The sequence below is a fragment of the Paramagnetospirillum magnetotacticum MS-1 genome (genome assembly GCF_000829825.1).
GTDB lineage: Bacteria > Pseudomonadota > Alphaproteobacteria > Rhodospirillales > Magnetospirillaceae > Phaeospirillum > Phaeospirillum magnetotacticum.
Window position 1 is genome coordinate 1,170,590 of record NZ_JXSL01000030.1, and the last position, 16,450, is coordinate 1,187,039.

The following is a 16,450-nucleotide window of genomic DNA, read 5'->3' on the forward strand; positions in this document are numbered from 1 at the left end:
TGTCGGACGGACGAGATTTTCGTCGAAGGTTCCGTCATGGCCGTGCTGCCCATCCTCACCGCGCCCGATCCGGTGCTCAAATCCAAGTCCAAGCCCGTCGCCGCCGTGGACGACCGCATCCGCGCCCTGCTGGCCGACATGCTGGAAACCATGTACCACGCGCCCGGTATCGGACTCGCCGCCCCGCAGATCGGGGTGCTGGAACGGGTGATCGTCATGGATATCGGCCGCAAGGAAGAGGACCGCGCCCCCATCCGCATGGTCAATCCCGAGATCATCTGGGCGTCGGACGAAGACAACACCTACGAGGAGGGTTGCCTGTCGGTGCCCGAGCATTATTCCAACGTGGTGCGTCCCGCCTCGGTCAAGGTCCGCTATCTCGACGAGACCGGCGCCAAACAGGAACTCCTCGCCGAGGGCCTGCTGGCCACCGTGGTCCAGCACGAGATGGACCATCTGGACGGCGTTCTGTTCATCGACCACCTGTCGTCGCTCAAGCGCAACATGATCCTGCGCAAGCTGCTCAAGGCCCGGAAGGAAGCGGAATGAAACTGGTGTTCATGGGGACGCCGGACTTTTCGGTCCCCATTCTCGGCTCCCTGATCGAGGCCGGGCATCAGGTGGTTTGCGTCTATTCCCAGCCGCCGCGGCCCGCCGGGCGCGGCCACAAGGAACAATTGACCCCGGTCCATGCCTTCGCCCATGAGCGGGGCATTGCCGTGCGCACCCCGAAAAGCCTGAAATCGCCGGAGGCTCAAGCCGAGTTCGCCGCCCTGGATGCCGATATCGCCGTGGTCGCCGCCTATGGCCTGATCCTGCCCCAGGCGGTTCTCGACGCGCCGCGATTGGGCTGTCTCAACGTCCATGCCTCGCTGTTGCCGCGCTGGCGGGGCGCCGCTCCCATCCAGCGGGCCATCCTGGCCGGGGATGCCGAGACGGGAATCACCATCATGCAGATGGATGCCGGACTGGATACCGGCGCCATGCTGGCCCGTGAAAGCATCGTCCTGGCGCCCGATACCACGGCGCCCTGGCTGCACGACATGCTGGCCGCCATGGGGGCGCGCATGATGGCCGAGGTGCTGGGCAGGCTGGCGGACGACGAGGTTGTGACCGCCACGCCCCAGCCCGCCGAGGGCGTCACCTATGCCCACAAGCTGGCCAAGGAGGAGGGGCTGCTGGATTGGCGCCAATCCGCCGTGGAACTCGACCGCAAGGTCCGGGCGCTCAATCCCTGGCCCGGCGTATGGTTCGAAATGGCGGGCGAACGCATCAAGGTTTGGGAAGCGGCGGTCCTGCCCGGTTCGGGTCAGCCTGGCACCGTGCTTGACGATCAGATGACCGTGGCCTGCGGCAAGTTCGCGCTACGCCCGCTCAAGGTCCAGCGGGCGGGCAAGGGCGTCATGACCACTGGCGAAATGCTGCGCGGCCATGCCATCCCCAAGGGCACGGTGCTGGGCTGATGCCCCGCTATCGGCTTCTCGTCGAATATGACGGCACCCCCTTCAACGGCTGGCAGCGCCAGGACAAGGGCCTCTCGGTTCAGGGCGTGCTGGAACAGGCGGTAGAGAAGCTGACCGGCTCTCCTTGCACCATCAACGCGGCCGGGCGCACCGATGCCGGGGTGCACGCCACCGGGCAGGTGGCTCATGTGGATCTGCCCAGGGATTATCCCGCCGATACGGTGCGCGACGCGCTGAACTACCACATGAAGCCCAAGCCGGTGGCGGTGGTGGCCGCCGAACTGGTCGGCGACGACTTCCATGCCCGCTTCTCGGCGGTGGGGCGCAGCTATCTCTACCGCATCGTCAACCGCCGCGCGCCTTTGGCCCTTGACCAGCACCGCGCCTGGTGGGTGCCGGTATCGCTGGACGCCGAGGCCATGGCCGAAGGGGCGCGGCGGCTGCTGGGCCATCACGACTTCACCACCTTCCGCGCCTCGGAATGCCAGGCGAAAAGCCCCATGAAGACCCTGGACGTGCTGGACGTGACGCGCGTGGGCGAAGAGATTCGCATCATCGCCGAGGCGCGCTCCTTCCTGCACCATCAAGTGCGCAACATGGTCGGCACGCTGAAGCTGGTGGGCGAGGGAAAATGGAGCCCCGACGACATGGCCCGCGCGCTGGCGGCTTGCGACCGCACCAAGGGCGGCCCGACCGCCCCCGCCGCCGGGCTTTGCCTGACCGGAGTCAGCTACCCTTTTTCGGCCGGTAGAAGCGGCCCGACAGGCTGACCCGGTCCAACTCGTATTCCTGCAGCAGCACCGGAAAGACCTCGTCTTGGAAATCCTGCCAGCGGGCGGGGGGGACCAGGGCGCCGGGGTTGTCGTCTTCCATATGCTTGGGCGGGTCCACCAGTTCGACCACGGCGATCTCGTGACGGCGCAGCATGCCGGTCAGCGTATCGGCGGGCAGACGGCCCATGGCCATGGCTTGGAGCATATTGATGGGGTCGTAGAAGGCGGGCTTGCCTGCCCTAAGACACAGCAGGTGCGACTGGCACAGGGCCTTGCCTTCGATGGCGCGCAGATAGGCCACGTCGTCATGGAACATCGTCTGGCGCCCCGCCAGTTCGCCCAGCAATTCCACGCCCATGCGGCCCAGCGCGGCGGGGGCATAGAACATCACGCCAGCATTGACGGTCAGGGCCAGGACAGGCAACAGCCGGGGAAAGGGGGCCAGATGGATCAGCAACCCGGCTCCGATGGATAAGGCAATGAACACGTCGAAGAAGACGTTGAGATCGGTTCCCGAGCCGCCAAGGAAGAAGGCGCCGACCGCCAGGGACAGCAACAGATAGGCCAGAACCAGCGCTGCCGGGCGGGTCCGCCGCGCCACCACCAGACCGAGGCCCACCAGCGCCAGCGGAGCCTGGAACTGGCCCATGATCTCCACCGTGAACAAGAAGGCCCGCGTGATGTCCCAGATGCGCGACGCCAGCAATTGCTGGAAGAAGACCGGCCCGGCCAGCCACCACAGCAACCCGCCCGCCAGGGCGGCGATGGCGGTTCCCGTGCCGAAAAAGGCGATGCGCGCTGGATGGGGGCCGCGCCGCAGGACATCGAAGGACACCACCAGCAGCAGGGGAACCAGACTATGCTTGACCAGAATGCCCGCGGCGAATAGCAGGGCGGAAAGCGCCGCCCGCCGGACCGCGGGCCCCTCCCTGAGATGGACGGCAAAGCCGCCGGTCACCAGGGCGTGGGCCAGCATCTGGGGATTGTTCTTGCCGATATGGTCGGTCAGCAGGCAGGCAAAAAACAGGGCGCAAGTGGTGGCGGCAAACAGGGAATCCAGACGCGAGCCGCCACTGGACCGCACGATGGCGGCGACCGATCCGCACAGGGAAAGGGTGGCGGCAAAGGACACCAGGCGCCCCGCCAGATTGACATCGCCCACCAGCTTGGACAGCGCGCCGACCAGATAGAAGGAAAGCGGCGGATAGTTATTGAAGAAATAGGGCGAACCGGTGTCGTAGATGGGCAGTCCAGCAATGGCGCGCAATTGCAGGAAGGCATTCCAGCCCTCGGTATTGTCGATCTCGAAATCCCAGAACATGCGGACCAGGGGATAGACGAGCAATAGCACCGCCAGGCCCGTCAGGGCCAAAACGGTCAGCCGGTAGGGCCGCCGCGCGGCACCCGTCAGAAATCTGTGTCCTTGCAAAACCGCTCCCCCGCTCCCAACGGATTCGCCCTCGGGAGCGGGGGTGCCACGAAACGGGGGGGGCGCAAGAGAGATATTATCCCGCCATAACCACCAGTAGATCTTTTGCTTCAACCTGGACACCTGGGGTTACGGCGACCGAGGCGATGGTTCCGGCCCTTTCGGCGCGGACCGCCGTTTCCATCTTCATGGCTTCGATGGAGACCAGCAGGTCGCCCTTTTCCACTATCTGTCCGGCATGGACGGCGACGGAAACCACCAGACCGGGCATGGGCGCGCCCACATGATCGGCATTGCCCGCTTCGGCCTTGGGCCTAGCCGCCCTGGCGGGTGCCACCTTGCGGTCAAAGACGCGCACGGTGCGCGGTTGGCCGTTCAGTTCGAAGAACACCTTGCGCGAGCCGTCTTCCTCGGCTTCCGCCGTGGCCAGATAGCGCACGATCAGGCTCTTGCCCTTTTCCAGGTCGATGCTGATTTCCTGGCCCGGCTGCATGCCCCAGAAGAACACCTCGGTGGGAAGCCGCTCGACGTCGCCATATTGCCGCAGATGGGCGGCGAAGTCGGTGAACACCTTGGGATACATCAGATAGGAGGCCAGTTCGGCTTCGGACAGCTTGCGCCCGGTCTTCTTCTCCGCCTCCTCGCGCAGGGCGGCCAGATCGGCGGGCGGCAGGACCGCGCCGGGCCGCACGGTGATGGGCTTGGCCGCACCCAAAACCTTCTTTTGCAGCGCTTCGGGGAAGCCGCCGGTGGGCTGGCCCAGATCACCCTTGAAGAACGACACCACCGATTCGGGGAAGGCGATCTCCTTGTCCGGATCAAGCACGTCGGCGGGCGACAGATTGCTGGTCACCATCATCAGGGCCATGTCGCCCACCACCTTGCTGGTGGGCGTCACCTTGACCACGTCGCCGAACATCTTATTCACGTCGGCATAGGCCTGTGACACCCAGTCCCAGTGCTGCTCGACGCCCAGCGACCGCGCCTGGGCGCGCAGATTGGTGTACTGGCCGCCCGGCATTTCGTGGAGATAGACCTCGGCGGTGCCCGAGCGGATATCGGCCTCGAAGGGGGCGTAAAGGGCGCGGACCCCTTCCCAGTAACGCGATATGGCGTTCAGGGTGGGCTGGTCCAGGCCGGGATCGCGCTCATGGCCCGAAAGCGCGGCGCAGATGGAGCCCAAAGGCGGCTGACTGGTCAATCCACTCAAGGAATCCATGGCCGCATCCACCGCATCCACCCCGGCATCCACCGCCGCCAGCACGCTGGCCGCCGACAGGCCCGATGTGTCGTGGGTGTGGAAATGGATGGGCAGACCCACTTCCTGTTTCAAGGCGCTGACCAGGGCGGCGATGGCGCGCGGACGGGCGAGGCCCGCCATGTCCTTGATCCCCAGGATATGGGCGCCCGCCTTCTCCAGCTCACGCGCCATGGAGACATAGTATTTGAGATCGTATTTGGGCCGGGCGGCATCGAAGATGTCGCCGGTATAGCAGATGGCCGCCTCGCAGACCTTGCCGCTTTCCCTCACCGCGTCCATGGCCACATGCATGTTGCCGACCCAGTTGAGCGAGTCGAAGACCCGGAAGACATCGACGCCATTGGCGGCGGCCTGGGCCACGAACTGCTTGACCACATTGTCGGGATAATTGGTGTAGCCCACCGCATTGGCCGAACGCAGCAGCATCTGCAGCAGCAGATTGGGCATGGCGGCGCGCAAAGCCTTCAGACGCTCCCAGGGGTCTTCTCTCAGAAAGCGCATGGCTACGTCGAAGGTGGCGCCGCCCCAGCATTCCATGGAGAACAGGCCGGGCAACAGGCGGGCATAGGCCGGTGCCGCCGCCAGCATGTCGTAGCTGCGCATGCGGGTGGCGAACAGCGACTGGTGGGCGTCGCGCATGGTGGTGTCGGTGATCAGCACCCGCTTTTGCTCGCGCATCCACTTGGCCAGGCCATCCGCGCCGAGCCGATCCAGCAATTGCTTGGTCCCTGCGGGCGGTTCGCCCACGGGGACGGGCGGTAGATCGGGCCGGTGGCCGATGAGCGGACGCTTCAGCCCGGCCACATCCGAATTGCCGTTGACCATGACGTCGCCCACGAAAGACAGAACCTTGGTGGCGCGGTCGCGGCGGTCCTGGCGGGCGAACAGTTCCGGCGTCTCGTCGATGAAGCGGGTGGTATAGGCGCAGCCCACGAATTTGGGATGCTCGATCACCGCTTCCAGGAAGGTGAGATTGGTGGCCACGCCCCGAATGCGGAATTCGCGCAGCGCACGGTCCATGCGCGAGATGGCCTCTTCCGGGGTGGGGGCCCAGGCGGTGACCTTTTCCAGCAGGGAATCGTAATGCCGCGTGATCAGAGCGCCGGAGAATGCGGTGCCGCCGTCCAGGCGGATGCCGAAACCGGCGGCGCCGCGATAGGCGGTGATACGACCGTAATCGGGAATGAAATTGTTGGACGGGTCCTCGGTGGTGATGCGGCACTGGATGGCGTGGCCGTTCAGCGGAATATCGGACTGCTTGGGCACGTCGGAGCCGGGCGCGCCGATGGGCGCGCCGCCCGCGATCCTGATCTGCGCCTTGACGATGTCGATGCCGGTGACCACCTCGGTCACCGTGTGCTCCACCTGGACGCGGGGATTGACCTCGATGAAATAGAAGGAGCCGGTCTCCATATCCATCAGGAATTCGACGGTGCCAGCATTCTCGTAATGGGCCGCGCGGGCCAGACGCACCGCCGTCTCGCACAGTTCAAGCCGCTGCTGGCCGCCGAGATAGGGGGCGGGCGCGCGTTCGACGACCTTCTGATTGCGGCGCTGGACCGAGCAGTCGCGTTCATAGAGATGAACCAGATTGCCCTGGGAATCGCCCAGGATCTGCACCTCCACATGGCGCGCCCGGCGCACCAGCTTTTCCAGATAGACCTCGTCATTGCCGAAAGCGGCCTTGGCTTCGCGCCGCGCCACCGCCAGCAATTCCTCCAGCTCGTTTTCGGCTTCGATCACCCGCATGCCGCGCCCGCCACCGCCCCAACTGGCCTTGAGCATCAGGGGATAGCCCACAGCAGCCGCCAGCCGCTTGCACTCGGCCAGATCGGCGGGCAGTGGTCCGGTGGCGGGCATCACCGGCACCCCGGCCTTCTCCGCCAGGGCGCGGGCAGCCACCTTGTTGCCCAGCAGACGCATGACGTCCGACGAGGGGCCGACAAAGACCATGCCCGCGGCGCGCACCGCATCGGCGAAATCGGGATTCTCGGACAGGAAGCCGTAGCCCGGATGCACGGCATCGCAGCCCGCCTCGAGACCGACCCGGATCATCTCCTCGATGGACAAATAGGCCTCGATGGGCCCGCTTCCCTTGCCGATCAGATAGCTCTCATCGGCCTTGAAGCGGTGCAGGGCAAAACGGTCCTCGGTGGAATAGACCGCCACGGTGCCCAGCCCCAGCTCGGTGGCGGCGCGGCAGATGCGGATGGCGATCTCGCCGCGATTGGCGACCAGAAGCTTGGCGAAAGGGGGCTTGCCAGGGGCGGAGGGAATCATGGGTCATCCTTTTTATCGGCGTCTGATCGGTGGATAAAACTTTTTACCACTGTTGTAAACAGCCTCCGTCACGCTACCATGCATCACAGGCTTCTTTACACGACCCGGAAGGGTGGCTAGACAGGGCAGGAAGATCGAGGGCATGCCATGACCGAACCCATACGCCCCGCCAAACTGGCGGACACCATCGCGGATCATCTGGAGCAATTGATCCTGGAGGGCAGCCTGAAGCCGGGCGAGCGCCTGCTGGCCGAGCGTGAGTTGGCGCTGCGCTTCGACGTGTCGCGCCCATCCTTGCGTGAGGCGTTGGAGAAGCTGGAGAAGCGGGGCCTGCTGAAGTCGGGCCGTGGCGGGGCCACCTTCGTCGCCCCTCTGCTGGGCGAGGGGTTCACCGAGCCTTTGTATTCCGCCCTGGCGTCCCGGCCCGAGACCACCTTCGACTATCTGGAATTCCGCCGTTTCGTCGAGGGTTCGGCCGCCTATTTCGCGGCGCTGCGCGGCACCGATGTGGACCGCGATCTGATCCGCGAATGCTTCGAGAAGATGGAGGCGGCCCACGGCCAAGACGATTCCAGCGACGAGGCCGATGCGGATGCCGATTTCCATCTGGCGGTCTACGAGGCGTCCCACAATCTGGTGATGCTGCACATCATGCGCTCGCTATCGGACATGCTGCGCAAGGACGTGTTTTATAACCGCGCCAAGCTGTATCAGCGTCAGGGCGTGCGCGAATTGCTGCTGGAACAGCACCGCGCCGTCTATCAGACGGTGATGGCCGGTGACCCCGATGCCGCCAAGGCCGCCGCCGAGGCTCATATCGACTTCACCCGCGACGCCCTGATGGAAATCTCCAAGGCCGATGCCAGGCTGGAAGTCAGCTTGCGCCGCATCGCGCGCAGCGATCTGGTTGCGGCCAAGCGCTGATGTCGGCCTTCATGGCCCAGGCTCTGGCCGAGGCCGAGGCGGCCGGCGCGCGGGGCGAAGTGCCGGTGGGCGCGGTGGTCGTCCAGGATGGCCGGATCATCGCGCGGGCGGGCAACCGGGTGGAGGAACTGGGCGATCCCACGGCGCATGCCGAGATGCTGGCCATCCGCGCCGCGACGGTGTTGGGCGACAAGCGGTTGGAGGATTGCGACCTCTACGTCACCTTGGAGCCTTGCCCCATGTGTGCGGCGGCCATTTCGCTGGCCCGTATCCGCCGCCTTTATTTCGGCGCCTATGACCCCAAGAGCGGCGGCGTGGAACACGGATCAAAAGTCTTCGACCATGCCACCTGCCACCATCGGCCCGAAGTCTATGGCGGGCTGGAGGAGCGCCGGAGCGCCGAACTGCTGCGGGTGTTCTTCGCAGAGCGGCGCTAAGGCTTTACTACCCGCAGGCGGGCCGCTCGGCGGCCACCGTTTCGATCACGCCATCGGCCAGAAGCTGGGACACGCTGGCATCGGTTTGGAACTGGGTGGCGCCGCCTTTCTGGTCGAACCACGGCGCGGCCTTGGCGGTCCAGGCCACCACTGGCCGGACAACGCGATAGGTGAAATAGGGCGACGTGGCGCAGACATAGGGCAGGGCGCGGGCCGCGAAGGCGGCGCCTCTGGGGCTGAAGAAATTTCCCCACTCGCAGCCATAGCGGTCGATGACCATGCCGGGCGTCAACACCACCGGGGTGATGGCGCCCGCCGCCCCGTCATTGGGCGGCCAGCGCAGATTGCCGCTGCCGTCCTTCCACTGCGCCGCGATGTCGGAACGGATATCAGGCGCAGTGCAATCGGCGAAGGCCTGGCCAGCCAGCATGAAAAAAGCGGCGAACACCGCCAGAATCGAAGCGCGGCGCATGAAACCATCTCCCCCAATTGATCCTGGCATCGTTAATCAAATAGCGAAACATATCATGCAATTGCATCCAATACGCAATTGGCACGAAAACCTCTCACCGCCAGATGGGCTTGCCCGATCCTGGCAGGCCGTATTCGGCCCAGCGTTTGGTGACCGAGTCCACCACCTCCTCGCTCATCTTGATCTTCTCGCCCCATTCGCGGTGGGTTTCCGGCGGCCATTTGTTGGTGGCGTCCAGACCCAGCTTGCCGCCCAGGCCGCTTTCCGGGCTGGCGAAGTCGAGATAGTCGATGGGGGTGCCCTCCACCACGGTGATGTCGCGGGCCGGGTCCATGCGGGTCGAGATGGCCCACATCACGTCCTTCCAGTTACGGGCATCGATGTCATCATCGACCACGATGACGAATTTGGTGTACATGAACTGCTTCAAGAAGCTCCAGATGCCGAACATCACCCGCTTGGCATGGCCCGGATAGGCTTTCTTGATGGATACCACCGCAATTCGGTACGAACACCCCTCGGGCGGCAGCCAGAAATCGACGATTTCGGGGAATTGCTGCGCTAAAAGCGGGATGAACACCTCGTTCAGGGCCTCGCCCAGCACGCTGGGCTCGTCCGGTGGGCGGCCTGTGAAGGTGGACAGATAGATGGGGTCACGGCGCATGGTGATGGCCGAGATGCGAAAGACCGGAAACTCCTCCACCGAATTGTAATAGCCGGTGTGATCGCCATAGGGGCCTTCGGGGCCGTGCTCGTCCAGCATGACATGGCCTTCCAGGACGATCTCGGCCTCGGCGGGGACCTTGAGCGGCACCGTCTTGCAATCGACCAATTCCAGCTTCTTGCCGCGCAGCAGACCGGCGAACTGGTATTCGCTCAAGGTCTCGGGCACCGGGGTCACGGCGGCGATGATGGTGCCGGGATCGGCACCGATGACCACGGCCGCTGGCATGGGTTCGCGCTTTTCCTTGCCCCAGCGCTGGAAGTGCTGGGCGCCGCCTCGATGCTTCAGCCAGCGCATCAAGGTGGTGTTCCGCCCCGTCACCTGCATGCGGTAGATGCCCAGGTTGAAATTGTCGCGCTTGTCGCCCTCGGGATTGGGTCCTTGGGTCACCACCAGCGGCCAGGTGATCAGCGGCGCGGGCTCGCCCGGCCAGCAGCCTTGGATGGGAAGCTGGGACAGGTCGATGTCATCGCCCTTCAGCACCACCTGCTGGCAAGGCGCACTGCTCACCGTCTTGGGCCGCATGGCCATCACGGTCCGTGCCAGCGGCAGCATGTCCAGCGCTTCGCGCCAACCGCCGGGCGGCTCGGGCTGTTTCAGGAAGGCCAGGGTCTCGCCCACCTCGCGCAACTGGGAGGGTTCGCGGTCCATGCCCCAGGCGACGCGTTCCACCGTGCCGAACAGGTTGACCAGGACCGGCATGGAATATTTCGAGCCGTCGGGGCGCACCACATTCTCGAACAGAACCGCCGGTCCATTCTCGGCCAGAAGGCGGGTCTGGATCTCGGTCATCTCGAGATGGGGCGAGACCGGCGCGCTGACCCGTTTCAGCCGCCCCGCCTTTTCCAGGCGGGCGATGAAGTCGCGCAGGGATTCATAGGGCATGGCCGCTCTCCGTGATGACGCCCGACAGGGGAGTACGAACCCGGCTTGCCGTCAAGGCCGAGATATTCCAGATTAGATTCGATCGTACTTGTGATCTTTTGTAATATAGGCACCTGACTTCAGGTCAGGATCGTTTTCGGCGTAGGGTTGGCGCGTGACGGTCCCGAAAGGGGATGACGGCTTATGGCTTCGGTTCAGAAGAAAGAAGAACGCTACCGGACGCTGATCGAGCTTGGAATCGCGCTCTCGGCCGAGCGAAATCACAACCGGCTGATGGAGAAGATTCTTCAGGGCGCCAAGGGCATGTGCAACGCCGATGGCGGCACGCTCTACCTGATGACCGAGGCCAAGGACGGCCTGCGCTTCGAGATCATGCTGAACGATACCCTGAACATCGCCATGGGCGGCACCACGGGCAAGCCCATACCGTTTCCGCCGTTGCGCCTGCACGACGACCAGGGCCATCCCAATCACAAGAACGTGTCCAGTTCCTGCGCCCTGACCGCCCAGACGGTCAATATCGTCGACGCCTATGACGTGGACAAATACGACTTCAGCGGCACCAAGGCCTTCGACACCAAGACCGGCTACCGTTCCAAGTCCTTCCTCACCGTGCCGTTGAAGAATTACGAGGGCGAGGTGATCGGCGTCATTCAGCTGATCAACGCCCGTGACGGCCGCAACCGCATTGTTTCCTTTGGTCCCGACATCACGCCGCTGATCGAGGCCCTGGCCTCCCAGGCGGCGGTGGCCCTGGACAATCAGCGCCTGATCGAAGCCCAGAAGAACCTGTTCAAGAGCTTCATTCAGGTGATCGCGGGCTCCATCGACGCCAAGAGCCCCTATACCGGCGGCCACTGTCATCGGGTCCCCGCCGTCACCTTCATGCTGGCCCAGGCGGCCTGCGAGCAGACCGAGGGTCCCTTCGCCGATTTCAGCCTGACCGAGGATGAGTGGTACGAACTGGAAGTGGCGGGCGGCCTGCACGATTGCGGCAAGGTCACCACGCCGGAATACATCGTCGATAAGGCCACCAAGCTGGAGACCATCTATAACCGTATCCACGAAGTGCGCATGCGGTTCGAGGTGGCCAAGCGCGACGCCGTGATCACCTATCTGGAAGGCCTCGTCGCAGGCGAGGAAAAGGCCGAAGTCCTCAAGGCCCGCATGGACGAGGAACTCGCCCAGTTGGATTCCGATTTCGCCTTCGTGGCCGAGAGCAATGTGGGCGGCGAATTCATGGCGCCCGACAAGGTCGAACGGCTGAAAGCCATCGCCGGTCGCACCTGGGTCCGCACCCTGGACGACACGCTGGGCCTGTCCCTGGACGAGACCCGCCGCCGCTCGGGCGACGAGCCCAAGCCGCCGGTGGTGGAAAAGTTGCTGGCCGACAAGGACTGGCATGTGATCCCCCACGAGATCAACGTGGACACCGCGCGCTATGATGCCGAGGGCTTCAAGATGAAGCCCCTGGAACACCGCTACAATCTGGGCGAGCTTTATAATCTGGCCATCGGACGCGGCACGCTGACCGCCGAGGACCGGTTCAAGATCAACGACCACATCGTCCAGACCATCTTCATGCTGAAGGCCCTGCCCTTCCCCAAGAATTTGTCGCGCGTCGCCGAATGGGCTGGCGGCCATCACGAGAAGATGGATGGGACCGGCTATCCCAAGGGCTTGAAGCGCGACGAAATGTCTCTGCCCGCCCGCATGATGGCGGTGGCCGATATCTTCGAGGCCCTGACCGCCGCCGACCGCCCTTACAAAAAGCCCAAGACCCTGTCGGAATCCCTCAAGATCATGTCCTTCATGGTCAAGGACCAGCATATCGACCGGGATTTGTGGGAACTGTTCCTGACCTCGGGCGTCTGGAAGGACTATGCCGAGAAGTATCTGCGCCCCGATCAGGTCGATGCGGTGGACATCTCGGTCTATCTGCCCAAGGCGGCGCAGTAGGGGATGGCTGCGGGATTTCGCGCCTATATTTCGGCCAGCCTGGACGGTTATATCGCTGATGCGGATGGCTCCATCGCCTGGATGAAGCCCTTCGATTCGGTCGATTACGGCTTTGACGGTTTCATGGAACATATCGGCACGGTGGTGATGGGGCGCACCACCTACGAGCATCTGCGCGCCATGGGTCGTTGGCCCCATGGCGACAAGCGCTGCATCGTGGTGACCTCGCGTTCCATGGAGACGGCTCCCGACAATGTGGAGCCCTGGTTGGGCGATCTGGCCCAATTGGTGGCCGATTTGAAGACCTCGACCGCCGGGGATGTCTGGGTGGCGGGCGGCGCCAAGGCTCTGCGCGCCTTCCTCGATCTCGGCGCCATCGACCATTTCGACCTGTTCGTCATGCCGGTTCTGCTGGGCCGGGGGCGCAAGCTGTTCGAGCCCACCGACCGTTGCGGCCGCATGACCTTGCTGGGCGCCAAGACCTATATCAACGGCGTGGTCCGCCTCAGCTATGTGGTGGGGTAATTCCACCCTCGCGCCAGGTTGAGCGCCTCGCGCGCCCCGTCATAGGCCAGCCGGAAGGCGTCCAGGCCGCGTGACGAGATGGTGCCGTCGGCCAGGCCGATCAGCACCTCGTCGAGAACCGCGTCCAACTCCGTCTCCACCGCGTCCAGATCCTCCTTGCCGCGGGCGGTGCGGGCCCGGTCGCGCAACTCCATCAGGGTCTTTGCGCGGCGTCCGGCATGGATGGGGGCACGGCGAAACACCGTGCCGTAAAGGGCCGCCGCGCCCGAGCCCAGAATACCGGCAGCCGACAGGCCCACATAAAGCAGATCGGAATAGCGGTCGAAGAAGGTCTTCACCTCGCTGGCCACATACTGGTCGGCGCCGGGATGGATGGCGATCAGGGCCCCCTTTTCGGTGGAGGGCGGTTCGATGCGGGTGGCGAAATTCTGTTCGATGGCCAGTTGCCGGCCGTTCTCGAACAGGGCGCTCATCAGATCCACCACCTGGGTTTCTGGCATCTTGGCGCGGGCGACCAGGATGCGCTGCAACGCCACGGTCTCCAGTTCCTCCTCGGGAATGCGTGGCGAACCCACCAGCAGTCCCGCTTCGATGGTCTCGGCGTAAAGGCCCGGCAGCTTGCGCTCCAGCGCCTTGGAATCGGCGATGGTGTGGACGGTGAAGCCCTTCAGGGTCAGGGCCAGATCCTGGAAATCTTCGGCGCCGGACAGGCGCGACAGCGGCTCGACAACCACCGCCAGATCCGCGCTGCCGCCAGGGCCAAGCAGCTGGGCCAGGGGCACGCCGGGCGGCACGGTGCGGATGTCGATGAGCTTGGGATCGTGCTTGTACTGCTCCAACAGGCGGCGGACGAAGGCCTCGTTGCGGCCGTCTCGCCCCACCACCACGGTGCGTCGGCGCTCCATATCGGCCAGGGATTTGAACTTGCTCTTGGGAGGGGTGATCAGCAGCACCACTTCTTCTTCCAGAACGGCCAGGGCCCTGGCGCTGGATGGAATGCGGCGCTCGTCGGTGCGCAAGATCACCAGATCGGCCTCATGCTGGGCGAAGCGCGACAGATTCAGCGACGCCGCCTCGGTGGTCAGCAGTCGCAGACGGATGGAGGCGCGGTTATTGGCCAGAAGCTCCGCCAGCTTGCGGGCGAAGCGGTGTTCGGGCGAGCTTTCCGGCCCCACGGCGATGGTGACGGTGGCGGGCTTGTAGTACCAATAACCCGCCATTCCCACCACCAGACCGGTCAGGGCCAGGGTCAGCAGGGCGAGAAGCAGAATCTTGGTGCGGTTGCGCATGAAGCCTGCCCCTCGCCAGCCGTGTTACGGCAGTTCGCGATAGAATATCAGCAGCAATCCGACCATGGAGAAGCAGACCGGCCACAACAGGCCGGCAATCTGCCGGGCGCGGCCATTGCCCCTGATCTCCAGCCAGCGCAGCCAGCCCGACATGACCCCGAACAGGCCCATGGGGATATGGCTGAACTCGATCAGGAAGCGCTCCTTGACGTCGGTGAGCGTGTGGTTGTGGACCAACAGCAGACCCGCCCCCACAGCGCATAGGATGGGGAAGATCAGCGCGGCGCGCTCGCTTTTCAGGCGTCCGGTGCGCACCGCCCATTCGAACAGGCCGAAGGGAAAGAGCAGCAACCCCACCACCCGGTGCTGGAACACCTCCGGGTCGGCCAGGGACTCGAAGAAGCCATTGGGGCCGATGGGCCAGCTTTCCGGGTCCGAGCGGATGATGATGGCGCCGCCGATCACCAGAAACAGCAAGGGCCAATGCCGGGCCGACTTCACGCCCATGCGGTTGGCCATGGCGCCCAGGCCCATGACCAGAACGAAGATGCCTGCCCAGTTGTGGTTGAACTCGGACCACATCTTGTCGGCCACTTCCGTGGCGCCCGACCGTTCCATGCCCACCTGGGTGAGGGTGGCCGAATCCGGGCTGACCAGGCGCGGCGGCCGGGTGGGCGCCATGCGCTCGACGATCTCCATGATGGTCGCCTGATGCCGGGTCTGGTCGGCGGCGGGCGGCTGCGAGGCCATGGAAGCGGCGATCATCAGCACGGTGATGCCGATGCCGATTTCCACCTCGGCAAAGCGGCGCAGGCGGAACTGCCCCTTGTCCTCGGCCTCGGAACGGGTGGACTTGCGGTTCAGGGCGGCCAACAGCAGCAGGACCAGAAGCAAGGTGATCTTGGCCCCGGTCATGATGCCGTAGGCGGTGCCGATCAGGGCGCCCGGCGTGGCGATATAGCCCCAGGCCAGCATGGCGGCGCCCAAAAGCAACAGGCCCACGGCTCCGGTGAACAGATGCGAGAAGCGCATTCCCACCATCAGGCGGTCCTTGGACTCGCTCACACGGGCGAGAGCCAGCAGCATGAAGGGAATGCCGCCGATCCAGAACGAGGCCCCGGCCTGATGCAGGGCATCGGCCAGGATATAGTAATCGCGCTCCTCCACGCGGGCGAAGGCGTGGCTGGACATCACCGACGCGCCCAGGATCACCACCGCCAGCAAGGCCATGCACGGCACCTGGGCGGGATTGGCGCCCATATGCGCCGTCGCCGCCAGGGCCAGAGCGGCTATGGCCATGATCATGGTCCACTGCACGAAGTCGGCGCCCAGGGCCTCCATGGGATGAATTTCCAGCCCCGCCACCAGTTGGGCCAGGGTGGCGAAAATGGCCAGGCCCGCCACCACGGCCAGGGCAAGGCCCGCCTTGGCGGTCCAATCGAGGCCGGTGCGCTCGAGGCTAGCGGCGCGGCTGCCCAGTTTCATGGCCATGGGCCGGGTGAAGCCCAGGGTGAAGAGCACGCCGCCCAGGATGATCGACTGGGCGGTCAGTTGAAGACCGCGCAGGATGACCGCGAAGAAGGCAAGGATGTCGGGAGGCAGAGTGGTCAGCATGAAAGGCCTCCCTTACGGCGCGATGGCGAGAAAGGGAACCTGGCCCCGGCTGACATGGCCGTCCACTGACAGCACGTCCCAGAACAAGGTATAACGGCCAGGGGCCAGACCCTCGACGCGGGCGACCAGTTCGGCCTCGTTACCGCCTTGCCGCGGGGCGATGGTCCTGTCCCCACCGGGTCCCTTGAGGGACAGGCGGGACCGCCGGGCATCGATGCGGCTGTTGTATTTCAGGTGGAACTCCACCTTGTCGCCCACCACCTCGGCCTCGGCGGGCGGGGTGGATTCCAGCAACACGGCATGGGCGCGCGCCTCGGAGGCGGCAAGCAGCCCAAAGGCCACCATCAGCGGCAACAGCACGGACTTGATCATCGGACGAAGGTCCCGGAGCGGTCGAGAATGTGGAACGGACCCT

Annotated in this window: 14 protein-coding genes; 7 read left to right on the forward strand and 7 right to left on the reverse strand. The window is 64.8% G+C overall.

What is annotated here, in order from left to right; translation table 11 throughout:
- The first annotated feature begins 36 nt into the window (after window positions 1–36).
- From def to truA, 3 genes are read left to right on the forward strand one after another with little or no spacing between them, the layout of a single operon-like run.
- Window positions 37–549: a peptide deformylase gene (gene def, locus CCC_RS18080; protein ID WP_009870938.1), complete on the forward strand. Its 513-nt coding sequence runs from the start codon at window positions 37–39 to the stop codon at window positions 547–549.
- Window positions 546–1,463: a methionyl-tRNA formyltransferase gene (fmt, locus tag CCC_RS18085; RefSeq protein ID WP_009870937.1), complete on the forward strand. Its 918-nt coding sequence runs from the start codon at window positions 546–548 to the stop codon at window positions 1,461–1,463. Before def ends, fmt begins: the two co-directional genes overlap by 4 nt.
- Complete coding sequence (truA, locus tag CCC_RS18090; RefSeq protein ID WP_009870936.1) at window positions 1,463–2,233, forward strand: tRNA pseudouridine(38-40) synthase TruA; 771 nt, start codon at window positions 1,463–1,465, stop codon at window positions 2,231–2,233. Before fmt ends, truA begins: the two co-directional genes overlap by 1 nt.
- Here truA and CCC_RS18095 read toward each other — a convergent pair.
- A complete protein-coding gene (locus CCC_RS18095) occupies window positions 2,190–3,665 on the reverse strand; it encodes a glycosyltransferase family 39 protein (protein WP_052473307.1) in 1,476 nt (491 codons plus the stop codon). The genes truA and CCC_RS18095 overlap by 44 nt on opposite strands.
- Window positions 3,666–3,741: 76 nt before the next feature.
- Window positions 3,742–7,206 carry a pyruvate carboxylase gene (locus tag CCC_RS18100; RefSeq protein WP_009870934.1) on the reverse strand — a complete coding sequence of 1,155 codons (3,465 nt, stop codon included), beginning with the start codon at window positions 7,204–7,206 and terminating at the stop codon, window positions 3,742–3,744.
- A gap of 147 nt (window positions 7,207–7,353) precedes the next feature.
- Between CCC_RS18100 and CCC_RS18105 the strand changes: the two genes are divergently transcribed.
- Complete coding sequence (locus tag CCC_RS18105; RefSeq protein ID WP_009870933.1) at window positions 7,354–8,130, forward strand: FCD domain-containing protein; 777 nt, start codon at window positions 7,354–7,356, stop codon at window positions 8,128–8,130.
- On the forward strand, window positions 8,130–8,567 hold the full coding sequence (locus tag CCC_RS18110; RefSeq protein ID WP_009870932.1) for a nucleoside deaminase: 438 nt from the start codon (window positions 8,130–8,132) through the stop codon (window positions 8,565–8,567). Before CCC_RS18105 ends, CCC_RS18110 begins: the two co-directional genes overlap by 1 nt.
- 7 nt (window positions 8,568–8,574) lie before the next feature.
- On the opposite strand, the gene CCC_RS18115 is transcribed toward CCC_RS18110, so the two are convergent.
- Both CCC_RS18115 and CCC_RS18120 read right to left on the reverse strand, forming a co-directional pair.
- Window positions 8,575–9,039: a TNT domain-containing protein gene (locus tag CCC_RS18115; RefSeq protein ID WP_009870931.1), complete on the reverse strand. Its 465-nt coding sequence runs from the start codon at window positions 9,037–9,039 to the stop codon at window positions 8,575–8,577.
- Window positions 9,040–9,133: 94 nt separating this feature from the next.
- Window positions 9,134–10,648, reverse strand: a complete 1,515-nt coding sequence (locus CCC_RS18120; protein WP_009870930.1) for a UbiD family decarboxylase — start codon at window positions 10,646–10,648, stop codon at window positions 9,134–9,136.
- 183 nt (window positions 10,649–10,831) lie between these two features.
- Here CCC_RS18120 and CCC_RS18125 point away from each other — a divergent pair, with 183 nt between their 5' ends.
- Entirely contained in the window at window positions 10,832–12,607 is a 1,776-nt protein-coding gene (locus CCC_RS18125; RefSeq protein ID WP_009870929.1) for an HD family phosphohydrolase, read from the forward strand.
- A 3-nt stretch (window positions 12,608–12,610) separates the two neighbouring features.
- Window positions 12,611–13,132: a dihydrofolate reductase family protein gene (locus CCC_RS18130; protein WP_009870928.1), complete on the forward strand. Its 522-nt coding sequence runs from the start codon at window positions 12,611–12,613 to the stop codon at window positions 13,130–13,132.
- Here CCC_RS18130 and CCC_RS18135 read toward each other — a convergent pair.
- Genes CCC_RS18135 through CCC_RS18145 form a run of 3 tightly spaced genes read right to left on the reverse strand, consistent with a single transcriptional unit; the run spans window position 13,117 to window position 16,407 of the window.
- Window positions 13,117–14,421: a TAXI family TRAP transporter solute-binding subunit gene (locus tag CCC_RS18135; protein WP_009870927.1), complete on the reverse strand. Its 1,305-nt coding sequence runs from the start codon at window positions 14,419–14,421 to the stop codon at window positions 13,117–13,119. The two genes, CCC_RS18130 and CCC_RS18135, sit on opposite strands and share 16 nt — an antisense overlap.
- A gap of 24 nt (window positions 14,422–14,445) precedes the next feature.
- Window positions 14,446–16,035 carry a copper resistance D family protein gene (locus tag CCC_RS18140; protein WP_009870926.1) on the reverse strand — a complete coding sequence of 530 codons (1,590 nt, stop codon included), beginning with the start codon at window positions 16,033–16,035 and terminating at the stop codon, window positions 14,446–14,448.
- Between the two features lie 12 nt (window positions 16,036–16,047).
- On the reverse strand, window positions 16,048–16,407 hold the full coding sequence (locus CCC_RS18145; protein ID WP_009870925.1) for a copper resistance CopC family protein: 360 nt from the start codon (window positions 16,405–16,407) through the stop codon (window positions 16,048–16,050).
- Window positions 16,408–16,450 lie beyond the last annotated feature (43 nt).

Excerpts from the sequence above, each read along its gene's own strand:
- def (WP_009870938.1), top strand. The coding sequence starts at position 37 with ATGGCCGTGCTGCCCATCCTCACCGCGCCCGATCCGGTGCTCAAATCC.
- fmt (WP_009870937.1), top strand. The coding sequence starts at position 546 with ATGAAACTGGTGTTCATGGGGACGCCGGACTTTTCGGTCCCCATTCTC.
- truA (WP_009870936.1), top strand. The coding sequence starts at position 1,463 with ATGCCCCGCTATCGGCTTCTCGTCGAATATGACGGCACCCCCTTCAAC.
- CCC_RS18100 (WP_009870934.1), bottom strand. The coding sequence starts at position 7,206 with ATGATTCCCTCCGCCCCTGGCAAGCCCCCTTTCGCCAAGCTTCTGGTC.
- CCC_RS18105 (WP_009870933.1), top strand. The coding sequence starts at position 7,354 with ATGACCGAACCCATACGCCCCGCCAAACTGGCGGACACCATCGCGGAT.
- CCC_RS18110 (WP_009870932.1), top strand. The coding sequence starts at position 8,130 with ATGTCGGCCTTCATGGCCCAGGCTCTGGCCGAGGCCGAGGCGGCCGGC.
- CCC_RS18115 (WP_009870931.1), bottom strand. The coding sequence starts at position 9,039 with ATGCGCCGCGCTTCGATTCTGGCGGTGTTCGCCGCTTTTTTCATGCTG.
- CCC_RS18120 (WP_009870930.1), bottom strand. The coding sequence starts at position 10,648 with ATGCCCTATGAATCCCTGCGCGACTTCATCGCCCGCCTGGAAAAGGCG.
- CCC_RS18125 (WP_009870929.1), top strand. The coding sequence starts at position 10,832 with ATGGCTTCGGTTCAGAAGAAAGAAGAACGCTACCGGACGCTGATCGAG.
- CCC_RS18130 (WP_009870928.1), top strand. The coding sequence starts at position 12,611 with ATGGCTGCGGGATTTCGCGCCTATATTTCGGCCAGCCTGGACGGTTAT.
- CCC_RS18135 (WP_009870927.1), bottom strand. The coding sequence starts at position 14,421 with ATGCGCAACCGCACCAAGATTCTGCTTCTCGCCCTGCTGACCCTGGCC.
- CCC_RS18140 (WP_009870926.1), bottom strand. The coding sequence starts at position 16,035 with ATGCTGACCACTCTGCCTCCCGACATCCTTGCCTTCTTCGCGGTCATC.
- CCC_RS18145 (WP_009870925.1), bottom strand. The coding sequence starts at position 16,407 with ATGATCAAGTCCGTGCTGTTGCCGCTGATGGTGGCCTTTGGGCTGCTT.